The organism is Mesorhizobium sp. M0833 (assembly GCF_040319905.1).
Taxonomy (GTDB): Bacteria; Pseudomonadota; Alphaproteobacteria; order Rhizobiales; family Rhizobiaceae; genus Mesorhizobium.
In genome coordinates, this window is sequence record NZ_JAMYOQ010000001.1 from 164,797 (window position 1) to 191,316 (window position 26,520).

Consider the following 26,520-nt stretch of genomic DNA (forward strand, 5'->3'; position numbering starts at 1 on the left):
TACCCTCGGAAAGGGAAACCACTTTTACGAGAGTTCAATCTTTCCTGAAGACCAGTCTTCCGAGCCAGCCTGTCAGCATGGCCAGCGATACGGCAAAGACACCGTAGAGGAACGAGTAGTCGTGGGCGACGCGGAAGATCGACTGTTCGAAACCGGACTTGCGGATTTCGAGCTGGGCGGAGCTTTCCTTGATGAACAGGCCGCTCTTGAATAGGAAGGCGCGGGCCTTATGGGTGCCGACCGGAACGTTTGGGGCGAGCCTGACGGTGGCGCGGAACAGGTTCTGCGACAGGAACTGCACACCGCCGACATTCTCGCTGTAGAGGCCGGTCGCCGACTTGCGTTCGCGCAGCGCGGCGGTGAACTCCTCGATTGTCGCCGGGCTGTCGCCGGCGTCGGCCGGCTGCAAATAGAGGTTGGAGGCGCCAAGCGACAGCTGCTTGTAGCTGTTCGGATCGGTGACGTCCTGCAGCGGCCGCGTCGTCGCCACCGAATAGGAGACAGGTACGTTTTTGAAGGTCTCCGACTCCAGATTGACCCAGACGCCGAGCACCCGGTCCTTGCGGCGCACGACGACCGGTCGGGCCGGGCCTTCCAGCACGACGATCACGTCGTAGCGCCCTTGCCGCGCGACAAGCGGATCCGCATTTTCCAGCGAGCCGAAGATGGTCAGGTCGGCGCCGGAAAAGCCGGCGGTAATCGAGACATTGTCGGTCGAAAGGCCGATCTGGATATTTTCGGTCAGAGGCGCCTGCGCCTTCGCCGGTGGCGCAGCCGCCAGCAGCGACAGCAAGGCGGCGGCCGCGAGCGTCCTTAAGCCAGCCATCAGCTCAGGCCCACGCCGGACAGCGAATAGAGATTGGGCGGCGTGACGAAGAGATCGATGGCAAGCCGGATGGCGACCGCCAGTACCAGCAGCGCCAGCAGCGCCCTGAGTTGCTCGCCCCGCAGCCTCTGACCGGCCTTGGCGCCATATTGCGCGCCGGCGACGCCGCCTGCCATCAACAGGAAAGCGAGCATGACGTCGACGGTCTGGTTGGTGGTGGCGTGGACCAGCGTGGTGTAGGCCGAGGTGAAGATGATCTGGAACAGCGAGGTGCCGATGACGACGTTGGTAGGCACTTTCAAAAGGTAGATCAGGGCCGGCACCATGATGAAGCCGCCGCCGACGCCCATGATCGACGACAGGAAGCCAATCGCCGCGCCCAGCCCAAGCACCGGAATGACGCTGACGAAGAGCTTTGAGGCCCTGAACCGCATCTTCAGCGGCAGGCGGTGGATCCAATTGTGCTGGCCGGATTTCTTCAACACCGGTGCGGCGCCGCTGCGAGTGGCGCGCAATGCATTGACACTCTCGACGAGCATCAGTCCGCCGACAGTGCCGAGCAGCACGACGTAGAGCAGCGAGATAAACAGGTCGAGCTGGCCGAGCCGGCGCAGGAGCGCAAAGACATAGATACCACCGGTCGAGCCGACGATGCCGCCGCCTAAAAGCACGCCGCCAAGCTTGAAGTCGAGCGTGCCGCGCTTCATGTGCGACAGGGCGCCGGAGAAGGAGGAAGCGATGACCTGGTTGGCGCCGGTGGCGACCGCGATTGCCGGCGGTATGTTGTAGAAGATCAGCAGCGGCGTAATGAGAAAGCCGCCGCCCACGCCGAACATGCCCGACAGGAAACCCACCGCCGCACCCATGGCCAGCAGCACGAAGATGTTGACGGAAATTTCCGCGATCGGGAGATAGATGCCCACCCGTCAGTCTCGATCAGTTTGCCTCCTGGCGAATGCAACCGTTGCGGGCATTTTGCGCCAAAAGGCTATTTCGTTCTTGCGCCGGCCGGGCGGTGAAGTCAAACTTCGCCGCGCCGCCGAAACAAAAAAAAACTCAATCAGTTAACAGGCAAATCTGTGGCAAGGGCGTCGCGGAAACGACGCATCCGCCGTTATTTACGCGCGAGCAGCGCTTTGACCAGCTTTTCGTCGATCGCGCCGGTTGCCCTCATATCGTTGTCGGCCTGGAAGGCCATGATTGCGTTCTTGGTTTTCAGGCCCATCATGCCGTCGGGATTGCCGGCCTCGTAGCCGTTCTTGTTGAGAATGCGCTGGATGTTCTGGACCGCTTTCTTCATATCGATGCCGGCGGTCGTCTGCGGTGTGCCGTCCTGCCACGATTCAGGAATGTCGGCCGAATTGGCGGCTGGATCGAGCGGCTTGGCTTTCCACAGTTCAGCCGCGGCCCGCGCACGCTCCAACTGCTCGGGCCTCAGCGCCTTGGCGATCTCGTCGCGCTTGGCCGCTGCATCCTTGTCGCCGGTCTTGGCGACGAGCGCGAACCATTTATAGCTCTCCTCGAGGTTCTGCTTCATGCCGACACCCTTCGCCGCGAGGATGCCGAGGTTGAACTGGCTGTCCTTGACGCCGAGATCCGCCGCCGCCTGGAACCAGCGTGCTGCCGATTCGTTGTCGGTCACGCCGTCCGCCGCCATCGCAAACAGCACGGCAAGATTGTGCATTGCGCTGGCATTGCCCTGCTCTGCGGCAAGCTGGTACCAGGTCTTCGCTTTCTTGATGTCGCGTGCGACGCCGATGCCCTTCTCGTAGAAATTGCCGATGCGGTATTCTGCCGGTGCGAAACCGAGTTCGGCAGCTTTCTCATACCATTTGGCGGCCGCCGCCACGTCTTCCTTAACGCCGCGCGACTCGGCGTAGCGCGAGCCGATCTCGAACAGCGCCTTGGCGTCGCCGCCGGCCGCTGCATCGCGCAGGGCAGCCGGACCGGCATCGGCCGGAACGTCGATCTTGGCAACGCCTGCCGGGGCAGCATCCGCCGGCGGCACAGTGCCGGTCGTGTCCTGCGTCGCAGCGGGGGCAATAGCAGGCGCGGCAGCCTTTGGCTCGGCGGTCGCCGTTGCCGGCGCGGGCACTGCGGCCGTGGTGTCTGGCGCCGCCAGGTCAGCGGACGCTCCGGAAGCCGAGGGCGCCGTCGATGCCTCGGCTGCCGGTGTGGCGGGGCCGGTTTGCGCCGCCGTGTCGTCCTTGGTCATCGATGCGGATGGCTCGGCCTGCCTGACGGTGGGCGACGGCGCGCTCTCCTGTGTTGTTGTCTGCGCGTCCGCCTTCGGCTCGCTGGCAACGCTGGCCAATGCGGTTTCCACCGGCTGTACGGCCACGACCGGCGCCGCCTCATTGTTGGCGACTTCGACCGGGTCGGAGAAGAAGGCTTTGCCCAGTTGCAGGCCGGCAAGCGCCAGCATGATGGCGATTGCCCCCATCAGGATCGGCTTGCGCCGCGCCTTGAGCAGGTCGCCGATCCTGAGTGCCTTGACCGGGCCTTTCATCGTCGACTGGCGCTTGAGGGCGTCCGCCTCGGCGGCCGCCGCTTGCGCGGCCCTTCTGGCTGCCGCGATGAAGTCCGATTTCGCCGCCTCGGCGCTGCCTTCCCTGGCCGGCTGCCCGCGCTCGTCGCGCACGCGCTTCATGATGGCACTGAGGTCGGGTGCGCCGGAGCCGGGTTCCAGTGGCCGGTTGGCGAGCTTGGGGTCGAGGGGCTCGTCGAGATCGACGCTCGGTATCTCGGCGCTCGGCGCCGAGCCTGCAAGCGGCGGCGTCTCAGCCTCCTTCTTGCCCTTCAGGGCGCGCGCCAGCCCGCCTAACATCGATTTCCTGCCGCCGCCTTGTTCGTTCTTTTCAGGTGTCGTGTCTGAACCGAGAGCCGCCAGTGCGGCTGCGGCGGCGGCCTCGGCCGGCGTTCGCGGACCTGGCTCTCCGCGCACGAGGGCCGCGGCGCGGCCGTCGAGATCGGCCATGTTGCCCGTCAACGGCAGCGACTGGTCGATGTCCATCGACGGTGCGTCCTGCACCGATATCTTGGATGCCCGGCCGGAGCGTTTGCTCAACTCGGCGCTTGCCGGTTCGCCGGTCTCCAGTGAACCAAGCCTGTCAACGATCTTGAGCAGCGTATCGTGGATAGCCTCGAACGTCCTCGAATTGCGCTCGTCCGAACGGCGCGTCAGCGCCTCGAGCGTCTTCAGGTCCTGGGCGAGGCCCGTAACGGCCGCCGTGTTGGCGCTTGATCCGGCCAGCGAGCGGACGGCACTCTCGGCCGCCTCGCGCGCGGCGCCGAGGATGGAATCGCGGGTTCCGGCCAGCGATTTCTCGATTTCGTTGAGACGCGGGCTGATGTCGTCGAATTCCGGCAGCGGCGTGCCGGGCTTGGAAAGATGCGCCGTCAGGCCGGCGACCTGCGCTTCGAGGCTGCGGATCAAAGCCGGGTCGATGCTGGCGACTTGTGCGGCGGACGAATCCAGCCGGCTTGAGATGTCTTCGAGCCGGCTCTCCAGGCCGCGGATCGCCGCCTCGTTGGCGGGATCTGGAACGCGTGTCTCCATCCGCTTGGCCAGCGCGGTGAAGCGGGCGTCGATGGCATCCATGATGTCGGCGCTGTCGACCTGGGGCATGCGCTGGTCCAGCCTGTCGGCGACCTCGTCCAACCGGCGCTCGAGGTCGCGAAACAGCATGTTGCCTTGTTCGATGGCGTCGCCCTGGCGGCGTTCCATCATGCTGGACAGCACGTCGAAGCGCTGCTCGAGCCCCTGGAAGATGTAATCGGCGTCGGGCATGGCCGGTGCGTGGTCGATCTTGTCGGAGATAAGCGCGATTTGCCTGGCAAGTCGCTCCATCGCCTGTTCCGGCAGATTGGCTCGGCCGGCCAGTTCATCCACGCGGCTCGACAATGTGTTGAGACGGTCGATGACCTCCCGGCCCGGACGATCCTGCGACACTTCTTCGATTTGCTGGGCCAGTGAATCGATCCGCTTCTCGATGCGTTCGAAGGGCTCGGGGTCGAACGAATTGGCTTGCGCGGCAACCGTCGAGGCGACGATCGCGCGGGAAATCTCGTCGAGCCGCTCGTCGATCTGACTGAATGTGTCGCCGCCGCGATTGTCCTGCTGGCGGGCGAAATGGTCGACCGCTCCGGCAAGCGTGCGGACCTTTTCTTCGAGCGAGCGCAGCGACAGCGATTCCGGCAGATTGCTGACGGCATTGCTGATCTGTTCGAGCCGCTCCGTCAGCGCCGACAGGCCGGGCGCGTCGGAGCGCTTGCGCTGATCGGCGTCGACGCGGTCCTCGAAGGCGTTCCAGCGGCGGTCGAATTCGTCCCAGCGGCGGCCGACCGCCTGCACGCTCTCCTCGCGCGCCAGCGTATCGAGCGCGGCCTTGACCTGCTCAAGCTCGAGCCGCAGCATATTGACGCTTCTGTCGTCGCTTTTTTCGGCCAGTGTCTGGATGGCGCCGGAGAGCCGCTCGAACTCGACGCCGAGTTCGGCGCTGCCTTTGCCGCCGCCATTTGACTGGAAGGCTCGCTCAATATTCTTGCGCAGTACGTCGAACTCGCGTTGCAGGCCGGAGGTCATCTGCTGGCGCAGCTCTTCGCGCAGGCCGCGCAATTCCCCGGCGATCTTGCCGGCTAAGGCGACGCTGTCCTCCTGACCGCGCACCCGGTCGATATCGCGGGCGATCGCCTGGTAGTTCTGGTCGAAGGCCGCTGCTGGACCTTTCGGCTGCTGCGCCTCGCGTGGGTCTTCATACCGGCGCTGCTGGCCATAGGGTTGAGCGCTGGGATAGCGCGGTTCTGCCGCTGGTCGGCGCGGATCGGGGTGGTTTGTCGTCTCCTCGCGCGTCCGCTCCAGCCGCTGCTCCAGAGTTTCCAGGGAGCGGTTGAGCTCTTCAAGCGTCGTGTGCGGCCGGCGTTGCCTGCCGGCGTTGAGTGTATCGAGGTAGGACCGCTTGCTGTTCATCAATGCGCCCGTTTCAGAATTGCTGGCTTTCACCAGGTTCCCAAAGTCCTGCCGGGACGAAGGCGACTGCTTGGCTTGTTGCAGTGGAAGACGAGCTTCCCGGGTCTCATCCGCGCTCCGAAAACCGTGAAAAATTCAATACAGGATAGACACGGGTAACCGACATGCGCACATTTCGCCCCAACGTGGTAAACAACGCGTTAACCAAGCTTAAGAAGTTGCAACTTTGTCGGCTGGCTGCGGACGGCGCCGGGTGTCTTTTATTGGACGCACAAAAGACGCCGTGGACGTTTGATCAGCCGCATGATCGCTCCCGAAATCGGCAACGACTTTTTAGGTTATCCGCCGGCGCTGCGGCATAAAGTTCCAAGCCTAGAACGCTCTTGCGTGGTAAGGCGGCTATCGATATAGAATTGACGTAAACGTAAATGAGCGGATCACGCCGTTTGCGATTTGTTTGTTGAAACCACGAGTGGAAGCACGCCCCCGCTTTCACTCAGGCGACGCTAGGTCCGCGACCGCGACGCCACCAGACGGGGAAAGCCAGTGACCATGAAACTTATTTCGCCCGGCCAAGCCGCGGCCAACACCAACGATATGTCGAGCGAAGCCGGTGAAGAGCTTGTCCGCATCGGCGAAATGGCCAAGAAATACGGAGTGACGCTGCGTACGCTGCGTTTCTATGAGGACAAGGGTCTACTCAACCCGCGGCGCGACGGCTCGACCCGCCTCTATACGCGCCGCGACAGGGCCCGGCTGAAACTGATCCTGCTTGGCCGCAAGGTCGGATTCTCGCTGCGTGACGTCAAGCAAATGATGGACCTCTACGATCCGAACGGCTCCAACACAAAGCAATTGCGGCTGGCGCTCGACAAGTCGGAGAAGCAGCTTGCCCGTCTGCAGAAGCAGCGGGCGCTGATCGACGATGCCATCAGCGAACTGAGTGCTTCGATGTTGACCGTCCGGCAAATGCTGATCGAGCGCTCGACGCCGCAGGCCAGCGCGGCGAGCTAAACTAAGCTTTCGATTTCCGACGGATAAGAGCCGCGCAGCTTTCGCTGCGCGCTTCTTCGTCGTTTGCCGTCCTTCGCCGTTTGCCGTCTTGGCGCGCCGGAGAAAATTCGTCGCGCCGCAGAATTGACGTTTACGCAAACGTCAACATTTGCTATCTCCGACCCGTCATACTGGCCCGCCTGCTATCCTCATACACTGGTACACTGGGGCTGATTTCGGGGCCAAGACCGCATGGTGGAGGAAAACGCATGCCGATCTACAAGGCGCCGATCCGGGACACGCTGTTCGTGCTGAACGAAGTGCTGGGGTATCAGCGCTATTCCAATCTTCCCGGATTTTCCGACGCCACGCCGGATGTGCTCGAGGCCATCCTTGCCGAAGGGGCGAAACTCGCTGAAAACGTGATGCAGCCGCTGAACCGTGTCGGCGACACGGAAGGTTGCGTGCGCCATGACGACGGTTCGGTAACGACGCCGAAAGGCTTCAAGGAGGCCTTCGACCAGTATCGCGAAGGCGGCTGGATGGGGCTCGCCGCACCTGTCGAGTTTGGCGGGCAAGGCTTGCCCTACGCGGTGCACACCGCGGTTGCCGAATACATGGTGTCGGCCAATATGTCGCTGATGATGTATGCCGGCCTGACGCAAGGCGCGATCGCTGCGATCATCACCCATGGCACCAAAGAGCAGAAGGCAACATGGTTGCCGAAGCTGGTCGAGGGCGCCTGGACCGGCACCATGAATCTGACCGAGCCGCACTGCGGAACCGATCTTGGCCTGCTGCGCAGCAAGGCCGTCCCAAATGGCGACGGCACCTACAGGATCTCCGGCCAGAAGATCTTCATCTCGGCCGGCGAGCATGACATGTCGGACAATATCGTCCACCTGGTGCTGGCCCGTATCGAGGGCGCGCCGGATGGCGTGAAGGGCATCTCGCTGTTCATCGTGCCGAAGTTCAAGCTCGATGTCTCAGGCAATCCCGGCGAGAAGAACACCGTCTCCTGTGGCTCGATCGAGGAGAAGATGGGTATCCATGGCAACTCGACCTGCGTCATGAATTACGACGACGCTGAAGGCACGCTGCTCGGCGAGGCCAATGGCGGGCTGAAAGCAATGTTCACCATGATGAATGAGGCGCGGCTTGGCGTCGGCCTGCAGGGGCTCTCACTATCGGAGGTCGCCTATCAGAATGCGGTTTCCTACGCCAAGGACCGTCTGCAGGGCCGCTCGCTGTCAGGACCGAAGGCGCCGGACAGGAAGGCCGATCCGATCATCGTCCATCCGGACATCCGCCGCAGCCTGATGACCATGAAGGCGTTCAACGAGGCCGGCCGCGCGCTGGCGCTGTGGACGGCGATCAAGTCCGACATCGCTCACCGCTCCGGTGACGACAAAGATCGCCAGGTCGCAGACGACTATACCGGCCTGATGACGCCGGTGGTCAAGGGCGTGCTCACCGACAAGGGTTTCGATCATGCGGTAATGGCGCAGCAGGTGTTCGGCGGCCACGGCTATATAGAAGAACACGGCATGAGCCAGTTCGTCCGCGATGCCCGCATCGCCATGATCTATGAGGGTGCCAACGGCATCCAGGCGCTCGACCTCGTCGGCCGCAAGCTGGCCTTGAATGGCGGCCGCGCGGTCCAAGTCTTCTTTAGGGAAGTCGGAGAGTTCTGCGAGGAGAACCGCACCGATGAGAAGATGGCGCCCTTCACCAAGGCGCTTAAAAAGGGCCTCGACGATCTGCAGGCGGCGACGGTGTGGCTGGTGCAGAACGGCATAGCCAAGCCCGACAATGCGGGTGCCGCCTCGACCGACTACATGCATCTCTTCGGCCTGGTGGCGCTGGGCTATATGTGGGCCCGGATGGCCAAGGTGGCCGCAGCGAAATTGGCTGATGGTCCCGACGGCGCTTCGTCTTTCTACGACAACAAGCTGGTGACGGCGCGCTTCTTCATAGAGCGGATTATGCCGGAGACGTCGGCGCATCTTGCCCGCATCTCCAGCGGTGCCGACACATTGATGGCACTGGCGGCGGAAGCGTTCTAGCTTCGGCGTTCCCCTGCCCCTCGAGGGGAGGGTGGCCCGAAGGGCCGGGAGGGGTCCTGCCTGCAGTGCGCCGACCTCCATTCTGGTGCACGCCTTGGAGGAAAATGATCGCAATGCCGTGGCACATGGCGCAGGTTGTAAAAGATAAGGTCGAGCAAGTCATCGGCGACCCCACCCGGCCGCTTCGCGGCCACCCTCGTCTCGAGGGCAGGGGGACGTCGGCGCGAGGGAGAAACCATGACCCACCCCGCCGAAATCCTTAGCCTTCCCAAGCCCGCCTGGGCGGCGGACGAGGTCGGCATGCTTTACAACATGGCGCACCGCTTCATGTCGGAAGAGATCGCGCCGCGTTACGACGAGTTCGAGAAGAACGAGATGGTCGACCGCGAAAGCTGGCAGAAGGCGGGTGCTGCCGGACTGCTGTGCGCCTCGATGCCGGAGGAATATGGCGGATCGGGCGGCACCTTCGCGCATGAGAGCGCCATCATCGAGGCGATCGGCCATGTCGGCGTCGACGGGTTCGGCATTGGCCTGCACAATTCGATCGTTGCCCCCTATATCCTCCACTACGGCTCGGAGGAGCAGAAGAAGAAGTGGCTGCCGAGGCTGGCGACCGGCGAGTTGATCGGCGCCATCGCCATGACTGAGCCGGGTGCGGGCTCAGACCTGCAGGGCATCAAGATGCGCGCCGAAAAGGACGGCAACCGGTACAAGCTCAACGGCTCGAAGACTTTTATCACCAACGGCCAGCTCGCCAATTTCATCATCGTCGTTGCCAAGACCGATCCTGAGAAGGGCGCCAAGGGCATCTCGCTGATCGTCGTCGAGACTGACGAGGTGGAGGGTTTCGAGCGCGGCCGTAACCTCGACAAGATCGGCCTCAAGGCCAACGACACGTCGGAACTGTTCTTCAACGACGTGCGTGTGCCGACCTCGAACCTGCTCGGCAATGACGAAGGCCAGGGCTTCGTCCAGTTGATGCAACAATTGCCGCAGGAGCGGCTGCAGATCGGCACCACTGCTATTGCCATGGTCGAGCGGGCTCTGGCGCTTACCATCGACTACGTCAAGGAGCGCAAGGCCTTCGGCAAGGCCATCATCGAATTCCAGAACACCCAGTTCAAGCTTGCCGAATTGAAGACCGAGGCGACCATCGGCCGCGTCTTCTATAATGACTGCGTTGCCCGCCATATTAACGGTGGTCTCGACCCGGTGACGGCTTCGATGGCCAAATACTGGCTGTCAGACCTGCAAGGAAAAGTCGTCGACGGATGCCTTCAATTGCATGGCGGCTATGGCTACATGAATGAATATCCGATCGCCCGCATGTTCCGCGATGCCCGCGTCCAGCGCATCTACGGCGGCACCAACGAGATCATGAAATTGCTGATCGGGCGGAGCCTTTAGGAGGTCGCATGTCGAAGCATTTTGCTGGGCTTCGCTGGAAGTCGGGGGCACGGGAGGATTTCCTTTCCGGCCGCTATTCCCGGGTCCATGAACTTCATTTTGATGGTGGCGCGGTCATCTCCGCTTCCGCATCGCCGTCGATTGTGCCGGCACCTTTTAGCGATGCAACGATCGTCGATCCGGAAGAACTGTTCGTCGCTTCGCTTTCTTCTTGCCACATGCTCTGGTTCTTGGATCTGGCAAAACGCGCTAAGCTCAATGTCCGATCTTATCACGACGAAGCCGAAGGCCTGATGGCCAAGAATGCTGAAGGGCGCACAGCCATCACACATGTCACCCTTCGGCCGCTCGTCGAATGCGACGCAGATGCGGCTATGATCGAGAGCATTCATCACAAGGCGCACGACGCCTGTTTCATCGCCAATTCGGTGCGGACCGAAGTGGTGGTCGAGCCCCGATTTTAGATCACAGGAGATCACCAATGGCCGAAGCTTATGTCTATGATGCCGTGCGCACGCCGCGCGGCAGGGGCAAGAAAGATGGTTCGCTGCACGAAGTGCCGGCGGTGCGGCTCGGCGCCAAGGTGCTCGAGGCCATCCGCGACCGCAACGGGCTGGACACTAGCACCGTCGACGACGTCATCTTCGGCTGCGTCGATCCGGTTGGCGAGGCGGGTGCGGTCATTCCACGTGCCGCCGCCTTCGAGGCCGGCTACGACACCAGGGCGCCCGGCATGCAGATATCGCGCTTCTGCGCCTCGGGCCTCGACGCCATCAATTTCGGCGCCGCCAAGATCGCACAAGGCGCCGACGAGATCGTCATTGCCGGTGGCGTCGAATCAATGTCGCGCGTCGGCATGGGCGCCTCCGGCGGCGCCTGGTTCATGGATCCCTCGGTCGGCCTGCCCGGCTGGTTCGTGCCGCAAGGCATATCGGCCGACCTGATCGCCACCAAATACGGCTTTTCGCGCGATGACGTCGACGCTTATGCGGTCGAGAGCCAGAAGCGTGCCGCCAAGGCGTGGGGAGAGGGCCGCTTCAAGAAATCGGTGATCTCGGTCAAGGACCAGAACGGCCTGACCATCCTCGACCATGACGAGCACATGCGGCCCTCAACCGACATGCAGTCGCTGGCCGCACTCAATCCGTCCTTCGTCATGCCGGGCGAAATGGGCGGCTTCGACGCCGTCGCCGTGCAGAAGCATCCCGAGGTGGAAGAGGTCAACCACGTCCACCATGCCGGCAATTCGTCCGGCATTGTCGACGGCGCGGCGGCCGTGCTGCTCGGCTCGAAAAAGGCGGGAAAGACGCTCGGCCTCAAGCCGCGCGCGCGCATCCGTGCGTTCGCCAATATCGGCTCCGAGCCGGTGCTGATGCTGACCGGCCCGGTCGACGTCACCGAGAAGCTGTTGAAGCGGGCGAAGATGAAGCTGCAGGACATCGACTTGTTCGAGCTCAACGAGGCTTTCGCTTCGGTGGTGCTGCGCTACATGCAGGCTTTCGACATTCCGCATGACCGGATCAACGTCAATGGTGGGGCCATCGCCATGGGCCATCCGCTCGGCGCCACCGGTGCGATGATCTTCGGTACGGTGCTGGACGAATTGGAACGCCGTGACCTCAACACCGCGCTGGTGACGCTTTGCATCGGAGCCGGCATGGGCACTGCAACGATCATCGAACGCGTTTGACGGAGAGAGTTGATGAGCTACACCAATTTCACCCTCGACATCGACGCCGACGGCATTGCGCTGGTCACCTGGAACATGCCGGACCGTTCGATGAACGTCTTCACCGAGGAGGTGATGCGCGAACTGAACGCCATCGTCGACAAAGTGGCAAGCGATGCAGTGATAAAGGGCGCGGTGATCACCTCCGGCAAGGATACGTTCTCGGGCGGCGCCGACATCACCATGCTGCAGAAGATGCTGGCGAGCTTCGCCGCCGACAAGGCGAAGGACCCGGAGAAGGCGACCAAGGCGCTGTTCGACAAGGCGGGCGCTATGAATGGCCTGTTCCGTAAACTGGAAACCTCGGGCAAGCCGTGGGTTTCGGCGATCAACGGCACCTGCATGGGCGGCGCCTTCGAATTGTCGCTCGCCTGCCACGGCCGTGTCGCGGCTGATTCCGACCAGGTGAGGATGGCGCTTCCGGAAGTGAAGATCGGCATTTTTCCAGGCGCCGGCGGCACCCAGCGCGTACCGCGGCTGATCGACCAGCAGCAGGCGCTGCAAATGCTGACGTCCGGCCAGACGCTGTCGCCGCAGAAGGCCAAGTCAATGGGCTTGATCCATGAGATTGCCGAGGCGGACAAGCTGGTCGAAACTGCCAAGGGGATGATCAAGAACGGCTTGAAACCGGTGGCGCCATGGGATGAAAAGGGCTTCAAGCTGCCCGGCGCTCCGATCTATTCTGTGGCAGGTGCCAATCTGTGGCCGCCGGCTATCGCCATTCTGCGCCGCGAGACCTATGGCAATTATCCCGCTGCCGCCGCCATCCTGAAATGCGTCTACGAGGGCCTGCTGGTGCCGTTCGATACCGCCTTGCGGATCGAGCAACGCTACTTCACCGAGATCATGCAGACCAGGGAAGCGGCGGCGATGATCCGCTCATTGTTCGTGTCGCTGCAAGAACTGAACAAGGGCGCTCGCCGCCCAGCTGGTGTGCCGGAAACGACGTTCAAGAAGATCGGCGTGCTCGGCGCCGGCTTCATGGGCGCCGGGATCGCCTATGTAACGGCCAAGGCTGGCATTCCGGTGGTGCTGCTCGACCGCGACATGGAGTCCGCCGCCAAGGGCAAGGCGCATTCCGAGACCCTGATCTCGGATCAGGTGAAGAAGGGCCGTGCCAAGCCGCAGGATAAGGATCGGTTGCTGTCGCTGATCACGCCAACGGCCGATTACGCGGATCTTGCCGGCTGCGATCTTGTGGTCGAGGCGGTGTTCGAGGACTCGGCCGTCAAGAAGGATGCCACGGAACAGGCCGAGGCTGTACTCAAGCCGTCGACGATCTTCGCCTCGAATACGTCGACCATACCGATTACATCGCTGGCCAGGAATTCGGCGCGGCCGAAGAATTTCATCGGCATCCACTTCTTCTCGCCGGTCGACAAGATGATGCTGGTCGAGATCATCCTCGGCAAGAAAACCGGCGACAAGGCGCTGGCCACCGCGATCGACTTTGTCCGCGCCATCAAGAAGACGCCGATCGTCGTCAACGATACGCGCGGTTTTTACGTCAATCGCTGCGTACTGCGCTACATGTCGGAAGCCTACAAGATGCTGATCGAAGGTGTTCCGGCGCCGATGATCGAGAATGCGGCGAAAGCCGCTGGCATGCCGGTCGGTCCTCTGGCATTGACCGACGAGACGGCGATCGACCTTGCCCAGAAGATCATGAAGCAGACCATGCGCGACCTCGGCGACAAGGCGGTCGATCCGAAGCAGATGGCGCTGATCAACACGATGGTCGACACGCATGGTCGCTTGGGCCGCAAGAACGGCAAGGGCTTCTATGACTATCCGGCAAAACCGGCAAAGAAGAAGTTGTGGCCAGGCCTCAGGGACCTCTACCCGCAGCTGTCGCCGGAGCAGGTCGACTATGAGGAACTGAAGCAGCGGCTGCTGGTCACCATCGCGCTTGAGGCGGTACGGGTGATGGAAGAGGGCATCGTTACCGACCCACGCGAGGCCGATGTCGGGTCGATCCTGGCCTTCGGCTTCGCACCCTATACAGGCGGTGCACTGTCCTACATCGACGGCATCGGCGCGAAGAAATTCGTCAAACTCGCCAAGCGCCTGCAGAAGAAATACGGCGCCGAGTTCAAGGCGCCGAAGCTGCTGCTCGACATGGCCGAGAAGGGCGAGACCTTCTACGAGCGCTTCGATCCCTATACCAGGAACGAGGCCAAGGAGGCGGCCTGACGCCGTCTCCGGCGGTGGACAAGATGGCGGCCAAGGGGTAGAACAGCAAAGGTATTTTTTCCTGTTTCGAAGGAGAGCAAGGTGCTCTCGCACGACCGCGTTTGGGCCGCCATCGACGCTCTTGCCGAGCGTTATTCGCTTTCGGCCTCCGGACTGGCCAGGCGCGCTGGCCTCGACTCGACCGCCTTCAACAAATCGAAGCGGCTGTCCTCAGATGGGCGGCCGCGCTGGCCGTCTACCGAATCGCTGGCCAAGATCATCGAGGCGACCGGCGCCTCGCTGGATGAATTTGCAGGACTGGTCGAAGGCCGGGGTAATTCCGGCGCACTGCCCGTGCAGAAATCGTCGGTGCCGCTGCTTGGCTTCGCCCAGGCGGGCGCCGGCGGCTTCTTCGACGATGCCGGGTTTCCGGCGGGGCAGGGATGGGACCTGATCGAATTGCCGGCACGGGCAACCGAAACCTCCTATGCGTTGAAGGTCCAGGGCGATTCCATGCTGCCGCTCTACCGCAATGGCGATGTCCTCATCGTCGAGCCGGGAGCTACCATACGAAAGGGCGATCGCGTCGTCGTCAAGACCAATGCCGGCGAGGTGATGGCCAAGGTGCTCGACCGCCAGACACCGAAGTCGATCGCGCTGGTCTCCCTCAATCCCGATCACCCGGACCGCGACATCCCCATGCGCGATGTCGAATGGGTGGCGCGGATTGTTTGGGCAAGCCAGTAGGCGCGGGGCCGGTGCGTCTGCCTCACCTTGCCTTGGCTGTTCTGGCGATCCCGGCGATGGCCACGGCAATTGTCGCCGGCGGCCGTGCCGTCCAGAGCGAAAGCGGCGGCCCCTGGGAGCAAATCCAGGTCGGCGCTGAACCGCAGCCCGCCGCGCCGGCTACGTCGGCCATCCCGAAACCAGTGCCGGCCAAGCAGGCGGCGCATTCGAGGGCAATCGATCCAGAAATCGTGGTGCCGCCGCAGCTCGGTTCCAACGAGCTTGAACGGATAGAGCCGCGCGCCCCGTTGAGCGATCTGGCATTGGCCGGACCGCCCAAGCCGCCAAAAACGAAAATGCCCGACGACTGGAAAGGCACGAAACTATTCCAGCCCGTCGCGTCGGCCGCCGGGGTCATCGAAGCAAAGGGCTATTCGATTGCGGTTTCCGGTATCGACATCGTCAAGCAGGAGGAGACTTGCACCGACGGCGGCGAGTCCTGGAATTGCGGCATTCGGGCGCGAACGGCCTTCCGCGCCTTTCTCCGTAGTCGTGCTGTGGTCTGTGCCGTGCCGCCCGAAGGCGGTCGTGATCTGATCGCCGCCGAGTGCCGGATCGGCAATCAGGATATCGGCCAATGGCTGGTCGAAAATGGCTGGGCGCGCGCCGCCAAGGGCGGCCCTTACGTAGAAGCCGGCGAGAAGGCGCGTGCAGCAAAAAAAGGCGTCTTCGGGCCGCCGCCGAGCGTTTCAGGCCTGCCGCGTCGCGATCCGCACCTGTAGTGCCTAGCTCGATCCTGGAGGAGCAGGACGGCGCGCTCACGCCGCCAACTGACCAGCCAGCGCCCGCTGAATGAGCTCGCGCGTTTCGGCGATGCCGTAGAGCGCGGCGAAGGAGCCGAAGCGCGGCCCACGTTCCTGACCTATCAGCACCTGATAGATCATCTGGAAGAAGGCGACGGAGACACCGGGTCCGCCCTCCGGGCTCTGCTTGGAATGATCCTGGTAGCGCTCGATCTTGCGCGCAACATTGAGGGCGGCGTTCTGGATTGCCTCGCTGTCGACATCAGCCGGCAGCGCGGCGAGCGCTTCCGAAAGCTTGGTCAGCGCCTCGCGCTCGACCGCGTCGGCGGCACGATACACTTTCGCCGGCTTCACGAAATCGTCGAAATAGCGGATGGCATATTCGGCCAGCCGGTCGAGCTCGGGATGGGTCGTCGGCGTCACACCCGGCGCGTGGCGCGAAATGAAACCCCACAGCACGCTCCTGTTTTGGGCATTCGAGGCGCTGACCAGGTTGAGCAGCAGCGAGAACGGAACCGGCAGGTCGACTGCCGGGGGATTGCCGTCATGCATGTGCCAGACCGGATTGCCCAGCCGCTCCTTCCAGTCCTGCCTCTGATAGGCAGAGAGGAACGTATAATACTCGTCCACTGCCTTCGGGATAACGTCGAAATAAAGTTTCTTCGCCGTTCGCGGGCGCTGGAACATATAAAGGCTAAGACTCTCGGTCGGCGCGTAAGTTAGCCACTCGTCGATGGTTAGCCCATTGCCCTTCGACTTCGAGATCTTCTGGCCGTGCTCATCGAGGAACAGCTCATAATTGAAGCCCTCTGGCGCCGGAGCATCGAGCGCGCGGCAAATCTGCCCGGCGAGCTTGACGGAATCGATCAGATCCTTGCCGGACATCTCGTAATCGACGCCGAGTGCTGCCCAGCGCATCGCCCAATCGGGCTTCCATTGCAGCTTGGCATGACCGCCGGTCACCGGCGTCTCGAAGCGCTCGCCGGTGTCCGGATCGCGCCACACGATGGTGCCGGCGTCGAGCTTGCGCTCGTCGATCGCGACTTGCATGACGATCCCGGTGTTGGGATGGATCGGCAGGAAGGGCGAATAACTCAGCGCCCGTTCCTCGCGCAGGGACGGCAGCATAATTGCCATCACCTTATCAAAGCGCTCGAGCATCTTGAGCAGCGTCGCGTCGAAGCGGCCGGAAGTATAATAGTCGGTCGAGGAAGCGAATTCGTAATCGAAGCCGAAACGGTCGAGGAAAGCGCGCAGCCGTGCGTTATTGGCGGCGCCGAACGACGGATACTCATTGGAGAAAGGGTCCGGTATCCTGGTCAGCGGCTTGCCGAGATAGGCGCGCAGCATGTCCTTGTTAGGCACATTGTCCGGCACCTTGCGCAATCCGTCCATGTCGTCGGAGAAGCACAGCAGTCGCGTCTTGACCTTGTCTTCAGTCAACACGCGGAAGGCGTGGCGCACCATAGATGTACGCGCCACCTCGCCGAACGTGCCGATATGCGGCAGGCCGGACGGGCCGTAGCCGGTCTCAAACAGCACCGTTTCCGGGTAGCCACCGATCGCGTAGCGAGCGACGATCTTTTTCGCTTCCTCGAACGGCCACGCCTTGCTTTCGGCGGCGGCGGTGAGGAGTTCCGGGCTGAGATCGATCGGCTGTTGTTCGGCCATGATGCTATTCCTGCAACTTGCCGGCATCCATGCCGGCAGCCGCATGCTCTAGACCATGATCCCGAAAAGTGGAACCCGGTTTCAGGGCAGGACCGCGATCAGGCAAGAAGATTGAGAGCTCCGGTCCCAATTAGTCGGGATGGATCAAATTCCAAGCGTGACCGGAGCGCCAACGATCGCCGCTCTTTTTCCTTGCGGCGCCGGTCTCTCGTTCCTAACTTCGGGACCCATCTCAAGGAGTTCTAAATGTCTTTGTCGCCGCACGAAGCCATGATCTACCTGATGGTCATCACCTCGGCGTCGGACCGCGACATGACCGACATCGAACTGGCGCGGATCGGTGACGTCGTTCGATCCTGGCCGGTGTTTGAGGATTTCAATCAGGAGCGGCTGGTCGATGTCGCCCAGGCCTGCCAGGAAATGCTTCAGGAAAAGGACGGGCTGGAGGGCGTCCTGGCGCGTGTCGCCGAGGCGCTGCCCGAACGGCTGCGTGACACTGCCTATGCCGCCGCCTTCGAGGTTGCGGCCGTCGATCTCGAAATGCGCCTGGAGGAGGTGCGCGTGCTACAGCTCGTCCGCCGGGAACTCGATCTCGATGCGCTGACGGTCGCCGCCATCGCGCGAGCCGCCAAGGCGCGCCTTCGCACGCTGACCTGAGCCGGCAGTCAGAAAAAGCTGACCGGAAAATAGCGAAGATAAAACTCGGCGAACGTACCTTTCACCGAAATTTCCTGCAGTGCGTAGTCGAAAGCGGCCGCCAATGCCGGGTCGTCGGCCCTGGTGGCGATCGCCATGCCCGAGCCGAGGTATTCGGGCGCCAGATAGGGGCCGCCGGCAAAGCGGCAACAGCCAGCCGCATCGGAGCCGCCGAGCCAGAAGGCGAAACGCATGCCGTCGCCGAAGGCGGCGTCGATCTTGCCGGCTTTCAGCTTGCCATAAAGCTCCTCCGGCTTTGCGAAGGGGACGATTTGGACGTCGCCGAAATAAGTGCGCAGCATCCGCTCATGCGCGGAATCGGCTATCACGCCGACACGTTTGCTGCGCAGCCTGTCGAACATTGGTTCGGTCAGCGCCTGTGTCTTCAGCATGATGAAGCGTGCCGGAAATTGCAGGTAGGGGCGTGAGAATGCGTATTTCGACCGCGACTCCCGCGTCGCGGCGATGCCGGCAATGATCGCTTCGCCTTCGCCTTTCCCGAGCGCACCTTCGATCTCGGCCCAGGGCAGCGCCTGGATCTGGCATTTTTCGGCAATGCCGAGCTCGGCGCAGATGGCGCGCGCCAGGTCGACATGGAAGCCCGACAGCCGGCCTGCCCCATCGAGGAAATTGAACGGCGGGAAATCCGTGGTGGTCAGGAATCGCAGCCGCGGCAGCATCGAAAGGTCCGGCTTTGGCAGCCGCTCCTTGGCGTCCCAAAACACCGGCACCTGCGGCTCCGCGGCGAGCGCATCAGCCGCAAGCGATTGCGCTCCGATCAATATCGAGATCAATGAAATGGATATGCGCCGAAACGCCACGCAACGACTCCGTCCGGTCTTGCCCCGACTTTAGTACGAAATAACACAGTTTTTTGTACGAAAATAACACAGGCACAACGGTTTTTGGTTTCATCGTGACGATTTAGGGATATTGTTTAGTGAGTTTGCAAATGACTGTGTGATGCCGGCTGAAGAGGAGCGGTAGGCCGCACAAAGGGAGCAGCTTTGCAGTCCGGGGTTGATGGCATAGTGCGGGTTGATCGCTGCCATTGGTCTCAAGAGCGGAAGGCAACATGGGGTAGATGTTGCGATGGGTCATTTCGATCGTACCCTGGAGTTGATAGATCAGTTGCAGCACGCCGGTACAGCGGCCGCCGTCTGCGAAAAGCTGCTGGGGGTAACAAGCGGGTTCGGGCTGACGGCGCTCATGGCCGGGACGGTTCCGCAACCCGGCACGCCGAGAAATCGGCAAAAGGACCATGTGTTGCTTTGCGACTGGCCGGCCGAATGGCTTGAGCGCTACGTTGCGCGCAACTATGTCGATCACGACCCAGTCGTCAGTCACATGAAGCAGCTTCAAGCGCCATTCCAGTGGCGGGAAGCGTCTCAGGGCATCCGTATCGGCAAGAGCGGCGGCGATGTCATGGGTGACGCCGGTGAATTCAAGCTGCGCGACGGGTTGGCCTTCCCGCTGATCACGCTCGATGGCCAGATCGTCATGGTGTCGCTAGGCGGCGAGGCTGTCGAATTGTCGGGCGCCGAATTCGGGCTTGTGTCGCTGGTCTCGACTTATGCGATTGGCCGCGCCATGCAGCTCCACACTATGGCGGGCAAAACCATCGACCATGTCGAATTGACGCCGCGTGAGCGCGAATGCTTGCAATGGGCCGCCGTTGGCAAGTCCGAATGGGAGATTTCACAAATTCTCGGCATTTCTGAACACACGTCAGAGAAACACCTTCTTAACGCCAAAAGCAAACTCGGTGCCGTCAACCGGGTCCAGGCCGTCGCGGAAGCGATAAGGCGCGGCTATATTAACTAGGTCGGCCGCGCCGGCCTAGAAATTCTTGCCTACGCGATCGCGTAATTTTTTCGGGGAAGCACGGCCGTATCTTCCTATTGAAACTAGGAGACGGCAAATGCTTTTTTCCCTCACGACCCAGGAATTGATGGAACGGCCCGACCTCTGGGAGGCAGTTCATCGTTTGCGTTACAGAGTTTTCGTCGAAGAGATGGGATGGACCGATCTGCAGCGCCCCGACGGCCTCGAGATCGATCAATTCGACCACGACGAGGCAGTGCACCAGATCGTCATCCGCAATGGCGAGCTCGCCGGTTACCAGCGGATGTTGCCGACGACTCGGGCACATCTTCTAACCGATGTGCTGGCGGACCTTTATGAGGGAACCCCACCGTCGGGCCCGAATGTCTATGAACTGACCCGCTATGCGGTTGCACCGGGGTTCCGCGACGGCCGGCGCGGCGTGTCGACGGTCGGCACGGAGCTGATCGCCGGCTTCGTCGAGTGGGGTCTGAAGCGCAACGTCAACCAGGTTATCATCGAATTCGAGCCGATGTGGGTGCTTCGCGCGCTGCAGCTGCATTTCCTGGCAACGCCGCTCGGTTACCAGCGTACCTATGGCAACCAGCAGGTGGTTGCCACACTGCTCACCTTCAACGAGCACACGCTCGACGTGGTGCGTTCGCGCCGCAACCACTTTGCGCCGGTGCTGGCCAGAGGGTACCCGGACATGCTCGGACAGAGACGCGCCTCGTGAGATTGGAGAGAGGCCATGAACGTTCATTCAAAAGCAGAATTCCGCAATCACACGCTGATCGTCACGGTATCGTCGGGTGACGGCCGCCCGGTGCTGGACAGGCTGGCCTATGAAAGCCTGGCCAGGACATTCCATGAAGCCGCTGCCGACGACGACGTCCGCGTCGTGGTCCTGCGCGGTCTGGCCGGGTGCTTCTGCCTCGGCGCCGATTTCTCCGAATTTCTCGACGCCACCAAACATCGGCGACTGATCGACGCCGTTACCGATATGTTTCGCACGCTGGCGACATTCCCGAAACCGGTCCTTGCCTGTGTCGACGGCGACGCCGTCGGCGTCGGCTGCACCATCCTGTTCCACTGCGACATGGTGATCGCCTCGAGCAAGAGCACGTTTCGGGTGCCGTTCGTCGATTTCGGCCTGGTGCCGGACGCGGCGACCAGCATCCTGGCGCCGCAGAAGCTCGGCTATGCCGGGGCGTTCCGCTTCTTCTGCCTGGGCGACACGCTCGCCGCCGAAGATGCCAGGGCACTGGGCCTTGTCGGCGAGATCGTGACGGACGCCAGCGTCGAGGAAGCCACGTTGGCAAGAGCCAGGCAACTCGCCAAGAAGCCTGTCGCGGCGCTGCAGCAGACGCGCGACCTGCTTAGGGGCGACACCGGCGCGCTCTGCGACCGCATCGACCAGGAGATCTCGCTTTTCCAGCAGGCGCTGCAGGACGACACTACGCTGAAGCGACTGCAGCGGATTGCCCGGCTGGCGGCATGACAGCCGCGTATCGATGAGGTGAGCTTATTTTTCGAGGAAAGTCGGCCCTTCGCCGATGATCTTCTTGTCCACCTTACCGATGACGTCGAGATCGCGGCCGTCATAGGGAAGCGACAGGAGAATGCGCTGCATGACGGCCAGCCGCGCGCGCCGCTTGTCGTTCGCCCGCACAATGATCCAGGGCGCGAACTCCTTGTGCGTGCGTTCCACCATCAGGTCGCGCGCCTTGGTGTAGTCGTCCCATTTGGTGATGCCGGCGATGTCGATCGGCGAAAACTTCCAGCTCTTCAGCGGGCTCCAGCGACGGTCGTGGAACCGCTCGAGCTGTGTTTCCCGGCCGATGTTCAGCCAGAATTTGAAGAAATGGATGCCTTCGTTGCGGATCATCCGCTCGAAATGCGGAACCTCGTCCAGAAATTGCTCGTGCTGCTCGGGCGTGCAGAATCCCATCACCGGTTCAACACCGGCGCGGTTGTACCAGGAGCGGTCGAAGGTGACGAATTCGCCCGACGTCGGGAAGTGGTCGACGTAACGCTGGAAGTACCATTGTCCAAGCTCGGTGGGTGTTGGCTTGGTCAGCGCCACGTTGCGCGCCGTGCGAGGGTTCAGATACTGGCGCAAAACGAAGATCGTGCCGCCCTTGCCGGCAGCGTCGCGCCCCTCAAACAGCGACATTACCCGCTTGCCTGTCGACTGCAGCCACGCCTGCGCCTTGACCAGCTCGATCTGCAGCTTCTCTAACCTCTCGTCATACTCCTCGCCCTTCATTTTCTTGTCGTAAGGGTAGCCGCCGGCGGTGAGCTTGCGGTCCTCGATCCAGTCGGGAAGCGTCGGAGCCTCGATGTCGAACTCCCGCTCCTTGCCGTAGATCATGATCTTCAGCGGCCCCGATGAAGCTGCAGTGGGGCTTTCCTTGGCGTTTTTCATCGAGACGAACCTTTCCAGCCTCCGGACTCATGCTATTGGAAGCCTTACGGCATCGGCCCGAAAATCGGAATCGATTTTCGGAAAGAACGATGCAGCAGATAATGCGGTAGAGCGTCCTTTGTGCGCCCAATTGGACGCACGGCGCTCTAGCGTCGGTCCAGCAGGAAGTTATTGAGCGTTGGCCGCACACGGAGCGCAGGCGACGGAGCGCAAATGGCCGATATCGGCACAGAGCGGAAAGGCAGGGCGCAAGCCGTCGCCATGCGGCTGTGGAACAGCCGCTGGCTACTAGCGGCCGGCTTCGTTGCGGTTCTGATCGTTTATGGTTTTGCCGGCATGTCTGGCTATGTGGTGCTGCTGGCAGGCGCCGTGCTGGTTGCCGCGGCAATACTGCCGGCCGGCGTCGCCCGTCAATCGACCGAAAATGCCGCGGCCGTCGAGGCGAGCGGCTTGCAACAACTTTCCGGCGAATATCTCGCGGCAGCGGTTGCCGATCCGCTGATCATTTTCGATCGTTCCGCCGCCATCGTCCATGCCAACGCCGCCGCCTTTGCAGCCTTTGGCGGGATTGCCCCCGGCATGTCGCTGTCGCTGAAATTCCGCGCGCCGGAAATGCAGTCCTTGCTGGATAACATCTTGGCAGGCAACGTCGCCTCGGACAGCGTCGACTATGTTGAAAGGCTGCCGGTCGAACGAGCCTATCGGGTGAGCGCGTCTTCTGTCGGTCACGCCACGGATCTCTACGTGCTGGTGTTCAAGGACCAGAGCGAAGCGCGCCGGATCGACAGAATGCGCGCCGACTTCATTGCCAATGCCAGCCACGAGCTACGCACGCCTCTCGCCTCGATTGCCGGCTTCATCGAGACGCTGCGCGGGCCGGCCCGCAACGACCCTGCGGCACGCGAGCAGTTCCTGCAGATCATGCAGAACCAGACCAGCCGCATGGCGCGCCTCATCGACGACCTTCTGTCGCTGTCACGGCTGGAGATGAAGCCCTATCTCAAGCTGGGAACCGAGGTCGATCTGCGCCAGGCCATCGACAGCGTCATCGATTCGCTTGGGCCGCTCGCCAAGGAAAACGGCGTCGTCATCGAGCGTGATTTCGCGGAAGGGCCCCTCGCCGTGCCTGGCGATCGGGACGAGCTTTTCCAGGTCTTCGAAAACCTGCTGGAAAACGCCTGCAAATATGGTCAATCGGGCGGACGCGTCGTGGTGTCGATCGCGCGCAGCGACAGCGATACCGAACCGGGGATCGACGTCACTATCAGGGATTTCGGCCCCGGCATTCCCGAAGAACACATCCCGCGCATCACCGAGCGCTTCTACCGCGTCGACGTCGAGAACAGCCGGACCCAGAAGGGCACCGGCCTTGGCCTGTCCATCGTCAAGCATATCCTGACCCGGCACAACGCCAGGCTCTCCATCTGGTCGGAAGTCGGCAAGGGTGCGGCGTTCACCGTCCATTTGCCGGCTCGCTGACGCAGTACTATCTCTAGCCCATGATGGGCCGTTTCTTTTTTCTGTCATCCGGCTAGCGTATTAGCGGGGATTCGAGGGAGCGACTCAACCACAAGATCCCGGGAAGGCATTTGGTCCATGCAGTCCGTGCACATCGTCAGCGCCTATGACGAGGAGCTGAAATATCTGTCGAAGCGCATCGCGGCGATGGGCGGGCATGCCGAGCGCATGGTCGAGCAGGCCGTCGCGGCACTGGTCAATGCGGATCCGGGACTTGCCCAGAAAGTCATTCGAGACGACCTGGTTCTGGATGAGGGGCAGCGCGAGATCGACGATAAGGCGATCATCATCATCGCCAAGCGCCAGCCGATGGCGACGGATCTGCGCGAGATCGTCGGTGCGATCCGCATCTCGGCGGACCTCGAACGGGTAGGCGACCTCGGCAAGAACGTCGCCAAGCGAGTGGTTGCTGTCGCTGATGGGCGCCAGCCGAGCAGCCTGTTCCGTGGCCTCGAGGCTTTGGCTAATCTGGCGCTGACACAGCTCAAGGAAGTACTCGACGTCTACGCATCGCGGTCAGTGGAAAAAATCGGTTTCGTGCGCGACCGCGACGACCAGATCGATGCCATGTACACCTCGCTGTTTCGCGAGTTGCTGACTTACATGATGGAAGACCCACGCAACATCACGCCCTGCACGCATCTCCTGTTTTGCGCCAAGAACATCGAGCGCATCGGCGACCACGCCACCAACATCGCCGAGACGATCTACTATATCGTCACCGGCGACCAGATGCCGGCCGATCGTCCGAAGGGCGACAAGACGGACAGGATTATTCTTCACGCAACGCAACCAGCGAAATGAGTGTCTCTCGATACTAATGCGAATTTCGGATTCGCCACCTGACAGAAAATTGCGCTAAGCTTTCGACGCGCTGACTTCTCAGTTCCGCGATGAAGGCCCCGCCTCCAGGAGGCTGCGATGGAATATGTCCGCGAGTTTGCTCCTGCGCCGCCGATGTCGGGTATAATCGCTTGCGGCGTCTATACGGCTGGGCGGCGCATCGCCGACATTCCGATCGAGGAAGCCGGCGAATGGGCCGGGAAGCCGGGCCACGTGGTCTGGATCGGACTGCTGGAGCCCGACCGCAATTTGTTACTGCGCGTCCAGGCGCAATTTCATCTGCATGAGCTGGCGATCGAGGACGCCGAGCATCCGCACCAACGGCCGAAGATCGAGCAATATGGCGATGCCCTGTTCATCGTTGCCCGCACGGCGCAGTTGATCGACAGCCGTGTCACCTTCGGCGAGACGCATCTGTTCGTCGGCGCCGGCTATATCGTCAGCGTCAGGCATGGCCCGTCGACCTCCTACGCTGCCGTTCGCCAGCACTGGGAAAGCTGTCCGCATTCCCTCGCCAAGGGCGAGGATTTCGTCCTCTACGCCATTCTCGATTTCATCGTCGACAACTACATGCCCGTGCTCGAGCAGATCGAAAACGAGGTCGAGGCGATCGAGGACAAGGTTCTGCTGAAACCGATGACCGGCTCCGATATCGAGCGGCTTTACATGCTGCGCCGCGATCTCTTGCGCCTGCGCAACGCTGCTCTGCCGCTGGTGGAGGTCTGCCGGCGGCTGACCAGCGCCGATCTGCCGCAAATCCACACAGCCATGCATCCGCTGTTTCGCGACGTCACCGACCATATCCGCACTGTCCAGGAAAAGATCGACAGCCTGCGTGAGGTTCTCGCTTTCGCCTTCGAGGCGAGCCTTCTGGTCGGTCAAAGCCAGGAGACGGCGATTTCCAAGAAGCTTGCCTCATGGGCGGCCATCTTGGCCGTGCCCACGGCATTCGCCGGCATTTACGGCATGAATTTCAGCGACATGCCGGAACTGAGGATGGAATATGGCTACCCGGCCGTCCTGGCGGCAATTGCCCTGATCTGCACGTTTCTTTACTGGCGGTTTCGCAAGAATGGGTGGCTGTAAGGGTAAGGGAATAGGCAGTAGCCAGTAGGGAATAGGCAATACGGAAGTGGGTTGTTGGCGAAACGACCCCTTGTGAAGCGCTATCTTCCCCTACTGCCTACTCCCCACTGCCTATCGCCTATCTATGCCGCCGCCGCTCCGATGCTGGCTGAAACGCCACGCGGGCGTGGTACTTGCAGTAGGGGCCGGTTTCGGCGGCGTCGTTGCCGCAGAAATGGAAATCTTCCGAAAGCGGATCGCCATTCGGCCATTTGCAGGTGCGCTCGTTCAGCTCGACGAGTTGCAGATGCCGCGAGATCGGCACGACGACGTTCTCGACCGGGCGGATATAGTGGCGCGCTACCGGTTCGGCATCGAACTGCGCCTTGAGCGCGGTCGCACCGATCGACATCGACGTGGTGGCATGGCGCGTGGCGCTTGCTGCCCGGGACACCGATTTCTGGATCGTCGATCCCTGTACCGTCTTCTTCTGGCGTGCCGGTGAGGCGGTCGTACGTCCGCGACCGGACAGTTTCAGCCGGTGCACTTTGCCGATGACAGCATTGCGGCTGACCCCGCCAAGCTGTGCGGCGATCTGGCTGGCGCTGAGGCCCTCCGACCACAATTTTCTGAGAAGTTCGACTCGCTCGTCAGTCCAGTTCATGAGACCGCGCTCCTGCTGAAACGTGCGGCAATCGGAATCCATTCCCGACCCGGCTTCTGCCGGGCAGACACCACATATATCGGGTGATTAGGTCCGCCGCACGAAATCTAGTTATTTCTC

21 protein-coding genes and 1 pseudogene are annotated in these 26,520 nt (G+C 62.0%); 15 read left to right on the plus strand and 7 right to left on the minus strand.

Going from position 1 to position 26,520, the window contains the following annotated elements; all coding sequences use genetic code 11:
• Positions 1-34: 34 nt before the first annotated feature.
• From NKH98_RS00770 to NKH98_RS00780, 3 genes are all read right to left on the minus strand, one after another.
• A complete protein-coding gene (locus tag NKH98_RS00770; protein WP_352895931.1) occupies positions 35-826 on the minus strand; it encodes a TIGR02186 family protein in 792 nt (263 codons plus the stop codon).
• Entirely contained in the window at positions 826-1,749 is a 924-nt protein-coding gene (locus NKH98_RS00775; RefSeq protein ID WP_254816309.1) for a sulfite exporter TauE/SafE family protein, read from the minus strand. The genes NKH98_RS00770 and NKH98_RS00775 overlap by 1 nt, the downstream gene beginning before the upstream one ends.
• A 191-nt stretch (positions 1,750-1,940) precedes the next feature.
• Positions 1,941-5,795 (minus strand): peptidoglycan-binding protein, encoded by a 3,855-nt coding sequence (locus tag NKH98_RS00780; RefSeq protein WP_352895933.1) that lies wholly within the window; start codon positions 5,793-5,795, stop codon positions 1,941-1,943.
• Positions 5,796-6,347: 552 nt separating this feature from the next.
• Here NKH98_RS00780 and NKH98_RS00785 point away from each other — a divergent pair.
• The 8 genes and pseudogenes from NKH98_RS00785 (at position 6,348) to NKH98_RS00820 (ending at position 15,744) form a co-directional block, all read left to right on the plus strand.
• Complete coding sequence (locus NKH98_RS00785; protein WP_352896317.1) at positions 6,348-6,809, plus strand: MerR family transcriptional regulator; 462 nt, start codon at positions 6,348-6,350, stop codon at positions 6,807-6,809.
• Positions 6,810-7,057: 248 nt separating this feature from the next.
• A complete protein-coding gene (locus NKH98_RS00790) occupies positions 7,058-8,854 on the plus strand; it encodes an acyl-CoA dehydrogenase (RefSeq protein WP_352895934.1) in 1,797 nt (598 codons plus the stop codon).
• Between the two features lie 237 nt (positions 8,855-9,091).
• Positions 9,092-10,261, plus strand: a complete 1,170-nt coding sequence (locus NKH98_RS00795; RefSeq protein WP_352895936.1) for an acyl-CoA dehydrogenase family protein — start codon at positions 9,092-9,094, stop codon at positions 10,259-10,261.
• 8 nt (positions 10,262-10,269) lie between these two features.
• The gene (locus NKH98_RS00800) at positions 10,270-10,725 is read left to right on the plus strand and encodes an OsmC family protein (RefSeq protein WP_254816313.1); all 456 of its coding nucleotides are present in this window, start codon (positions 10,270-10,272) and stop codon (positions 10,723-10,725) included.
• A gap of 17 nt (positions 10,726-10,742) precedes the next feature.
• On the plus strand, positions 10,743-11,951 hold the full coding sequence (locus NKH98_RS00805; RefSeq protein ID WP_352895938.1) for an acetyl-CoA C-acetyltransferase: 1,209 nt from the start codon (positions 10,743-10,745) through the stop codon (positions 11,949-11,951).
• Between the two features lie 12 nt (positions 11,952-11,963).
• Positions 11,964-14,183 (plus strand): 3-hydroxyacyl-CoA dehydrogenase NAD-binding domain-containing protein, encoded by a 2,220-nt coding sequence (locus NKH98_RS00810; RefSeq protein WP_352895940.1) that lies wholly within the window; start codon positions 11,964-11,966, stop codon positions 14,181-14,183.
• Positions 14,184-14,264: 81 nt separating this feature from the next.
• A complete protein-coding gene (locus NKH98_RS00815) occupies positions 14,265-14,909 on the plus strand; it encodes a S24 family peptidase (RefSeq protein WP_352644339.1) in 645 nt (214 codons plus the stop codon).
• An 11-nt stretch (positions 14,910-14,920) separates the two neighbouring features.
• A pseudogene (locus NKH98_RS00820) lies at positions 14,921-15,744 on the plus strand (thermonuclease family protein).
• Here the strand turns inward: NKH98_RS00820 and NKH98_RS00825 are convergent.
• Positions 15,707-17,362: a lysine--tRNA ligase gene (locus NKH98_RS00825; RefSeq protein WP_352895942.1), complete on the minus strand. Its 1,656-nt coding sequence runs from the start codon at positions 17,360-17,362 to the stop codon at positions 15,707-15,709. The pseudogene NKH98_RS00820 and the gene NKH98_RS00825 overlap by 38 nt on opposite strands.
• A gap of 246 nt (positions 17,363-17,608) precedes the next feature.
• On the opposite strand from NKH98_RS00825, the gene NKH98_RS00830 reads away from it, so the two are divergent.
• A complete protein-coding gene (locus NKH98_RS00830) occupies positions 17,609-18,019 on the plus strand; it encodes a tellurite resistance TerB family protein (RefSeq protein ID WP_352895944.1) in 411 nt (136 codons plus the stop codon).
• An 8-nt stretch (positions 18,020-18,027) separates the two neighbouring features.
• On the opposite strand, the gene NKH98_RS00835 is transcribed toward NKH98_RS00830, so the two are convergent.
• Entirely contained in the window at positions 18,028-18,879 is an 852-nt protein-coding gene (locus NKH98_RS00835; protein ID WP_352895947.1) for an ABC transporter substrate-binding protein, read from the minus strand.
• A 271-nt stretch (positions 18,880-19,150) separates the two neighbouring features.
• On the opposite strand from NKH98_RS00835, the gene NKH98_RS00840 reads away from it, so the two are divergent.
• The 3 genes from NKH98_RS00840 to NKH98_RS00850 all read left to right on the plus strand — a co-directional run bounded on the left by NKH98_RS00840 (position 19,151) and on the right by NKH98_RS00850 (position 21,383).
• A complete protein-coding gene (locus tag NKH98_RS00840) occupies positions 19,151-19,882 on the plus strand; it encodes a helix-turn-helix transcriptional regulator (RefSeq protein ID WP_254816321.1) in 732 nt (243 codons plus the stop codon).
• Positions 19,883-19,979: 97 nt separating this feature from the next.
• On the plus strand, positions 19,980-20,618 hold the full coding sequence (locus NKH98_RS00845) for an acyl-homoserine-lactone synthase (protein WP_023677342.1): 639 nt from the start codon (positions 19,980-19,982) through the stop codon (positions 20,616-20,618).
• A gap of 15 nt (positions 20,619-20,633) precedes the next feature.
• Entirely contained in the window at positions 20,634-21,383 is a 750-nt protein-coding gene (locus NKH98_RS00850) for an enoyl-CoA hydratase-related protein (protein WP_352702289.1), read from the plus strand.
• A gap of 24 nt (positions 21,384-21,407) precedes the next feature.
• Here the strand turns inward: NKH98_RS00850 and ppk2 are convergent, their stop codons facing one another.
• Positions 21,408-22,310: a polyphosphate kinase 2 gene (gene ppk2 / locus NKH98_RS00855; protein WP_352506183.1), complete on the minus strand. Its 903-nt coding sequence runs from the start codon at positions 22,308-22,310 to the stop codon at positions 21,408-21,410.
• 213 nt (positions 22,311-22,523) lie between these two features.
• Between ppk2 and NKH98_RS00860 the strand changes: the two genes are divergently transcribed.
• The 3 genes from NKH98_RS00860 (at position 22,524) to NKH98_RS00870 (ending at position 25,757) form a co-directional block, all read left to right on the plus strand.
• Positions 22,524-23,789, plus strand: a complete 1,266-nt coding sequence (locus tag NKH98_RS00860) for a sensor histidine kinase (protein WP_352895950.1) — start codon at positions 22,524-22,526, stop codon at positions 23,787-23,789.
• Between the two features lie 117 nt (positions 23,790-23,906).
• A complete protein-coding gene (gene phoU / locus NKH98_RS00865; protein ID WP_352895953.1) occupies positions 23,907-24,632 on the plus strand; it encodes a phosphate signaling complex protein PhoU in 726 nt (241 codons plus the stop codon).
• A gap of 117 nt (positions 24,633-24,749) precedes the next feature.
• Positions 24,750-25,757, plus strand: a complete 1,008-nt coding sequence (locus NKH98_RS00870; protein WP_023677347.1) for a magnesium and cobalt transport protein CorA — start codon at positions 24,750-24,752, stop codon at positions 25,755-25,757.
• A gap of 118 nt (positions 25,758-25,875) precedes the next feature.
• Here NKH98_RS00870 and NKH98_RS00875 read toward each other — a convergent pair whose 3' ends face one another.
• The gene (locus NKH98_RS00875) at positions 25,876-26,400 is read right to left on the minus strand and encodes a GcrA family cell cycle regulator (protein ID WP_352475925.1); all 525 of its coding nucleotides are present in this window, start codon (positions 26,398-26,400) and stop codon (positions 25,876-25,878) included.
• Between the last annotated feature and the right edge of the window lie 120 nt (positions 26,401-26,520).

Bases quoted from the DNA above. Each gene is read 5' to 3' on its own strand.
- phoU (WP_352895953.1), top strand. From the start codon at position 23,907: ATGCAGTCCGTGCACATCGTCAGCGCCTATGACGAGGAGCTGAAATAT.
- NKH98_RS00830 (WP_352895944.1), top strand. From the start codon at position 17,609: ATGTCTTTGTCGCCGCACGAAGCCATGATCTACCTGATGGTCATCACC.
- NKH98_RS00785 (WP_352896317.1), top strand. From the start codon at position 6,348: ATGAAACTTATTTCGCCCGGCCAAGCCGCGGCCAACACCAACGATATG.
- NKH98_RS00810 (WP_352895940.1), top strand. From the start codon at position 11,964: ATGAGCTACACCAATTTCACCCTCGACATCGACGCCGACGGCATTGCG.
- NKH98_RS00770 (WP_352895931.1), bottom strand. From the start codon at position 826: ATGGCTGGCTTAAGGACGCTCGCGGCCGCCGCCTTGCTGTCGCTGCTG.
- NKH98_RS00840 (WP_254816321.1), top strand. From the start codon at position 19,151: ATGGGTCATTTCGATCGTACCCTGGAGTTGATAGATCAGTTGCAGCAC.
- NKH98_RS00860 (WP_352895950.1), top strand. From the start codon at position 22,524: ATGGCCGATATCGGCACAGAGCGGAAAGGCAGGGCGCAAGCCGTCGCC.
- NKH98_RS00790 (WP_352895934.1), top strand. From the start codon at position 7,058: ATGCCGATCTACAAGGCGCCGATCCGGGACACGCTGTTCGTGCTGAAC.
- ppk2 (WP_352506183.1), bottom strand. From the start codon at position 22,310: ATGAAAAACGCCAAGGAAAGCCCCACTGCAGCTTCATCGGGGCCGCTG.
- NKH98_RS00870 (WP_023677347.1), top strand. From the start codon at position 24,750: ATGGAATATGTCCGCGAGTTTGCTCCTGCGCCGCCGATGTCGGGTATA.
- NKH98_RS00875 (WP_352475925.1), bottom strand. From the start codon at position 26,400: ATGAACTGGACTGACGAGCGAGTCGAACTTCTCAGAAAATTGTGGTCG.
- NKH98_RS00825 (WP_352895942.1), bottom strand. From the start codon at position 17,362: ATGGCCGAACAACAGCCGATCGATCTCAGCCCGGAACTCCTCACCGCC.
- NKH98_RS00845 (WP_023677342.1), top strand. From the start codon at position 19,980: ATGCTTTTTTCCCTCACGACCCAGGAATTGATGGAACGGCCCGACCTC.
- NKH98_RS00795 (WP_352895936.1), top strand. From the start codon at position 9,092: ATGACCCACCCCGCCGAAATCCTTAGCCTTCCCAAGCCCGCCTGGGCG.
- NKH98_RS00850 (WP_352702289.1), top strand. From the start codon at position 20,634: ATGAACGTTCATTCAAAAGCAGAATTCCGCAATCACACGCTGATCGTC.
- NKH98_RS00780 (WP_352895933.1), bottom strand. From the start codon at position 5,795: ATGAACAGCAAGCGGTCCTACCTCGATACACTCAACGCCGGCAGGCAA.
- NKH98_RS00800 (WP_254816313.1), top strand. From the start codon at position 10,270: ATGTCGAAGCATTTTGCTGGGCTTCGCTGGAAGTCGGGGGCACGGGAG.
- NKH98_RS00805 (WP_352895938.1), top strand. From the start codon at position 10,743: ATGGCCGAAGCTTATGTCTATGATGCCGTGCGCACGCCGCGCGGCAGG.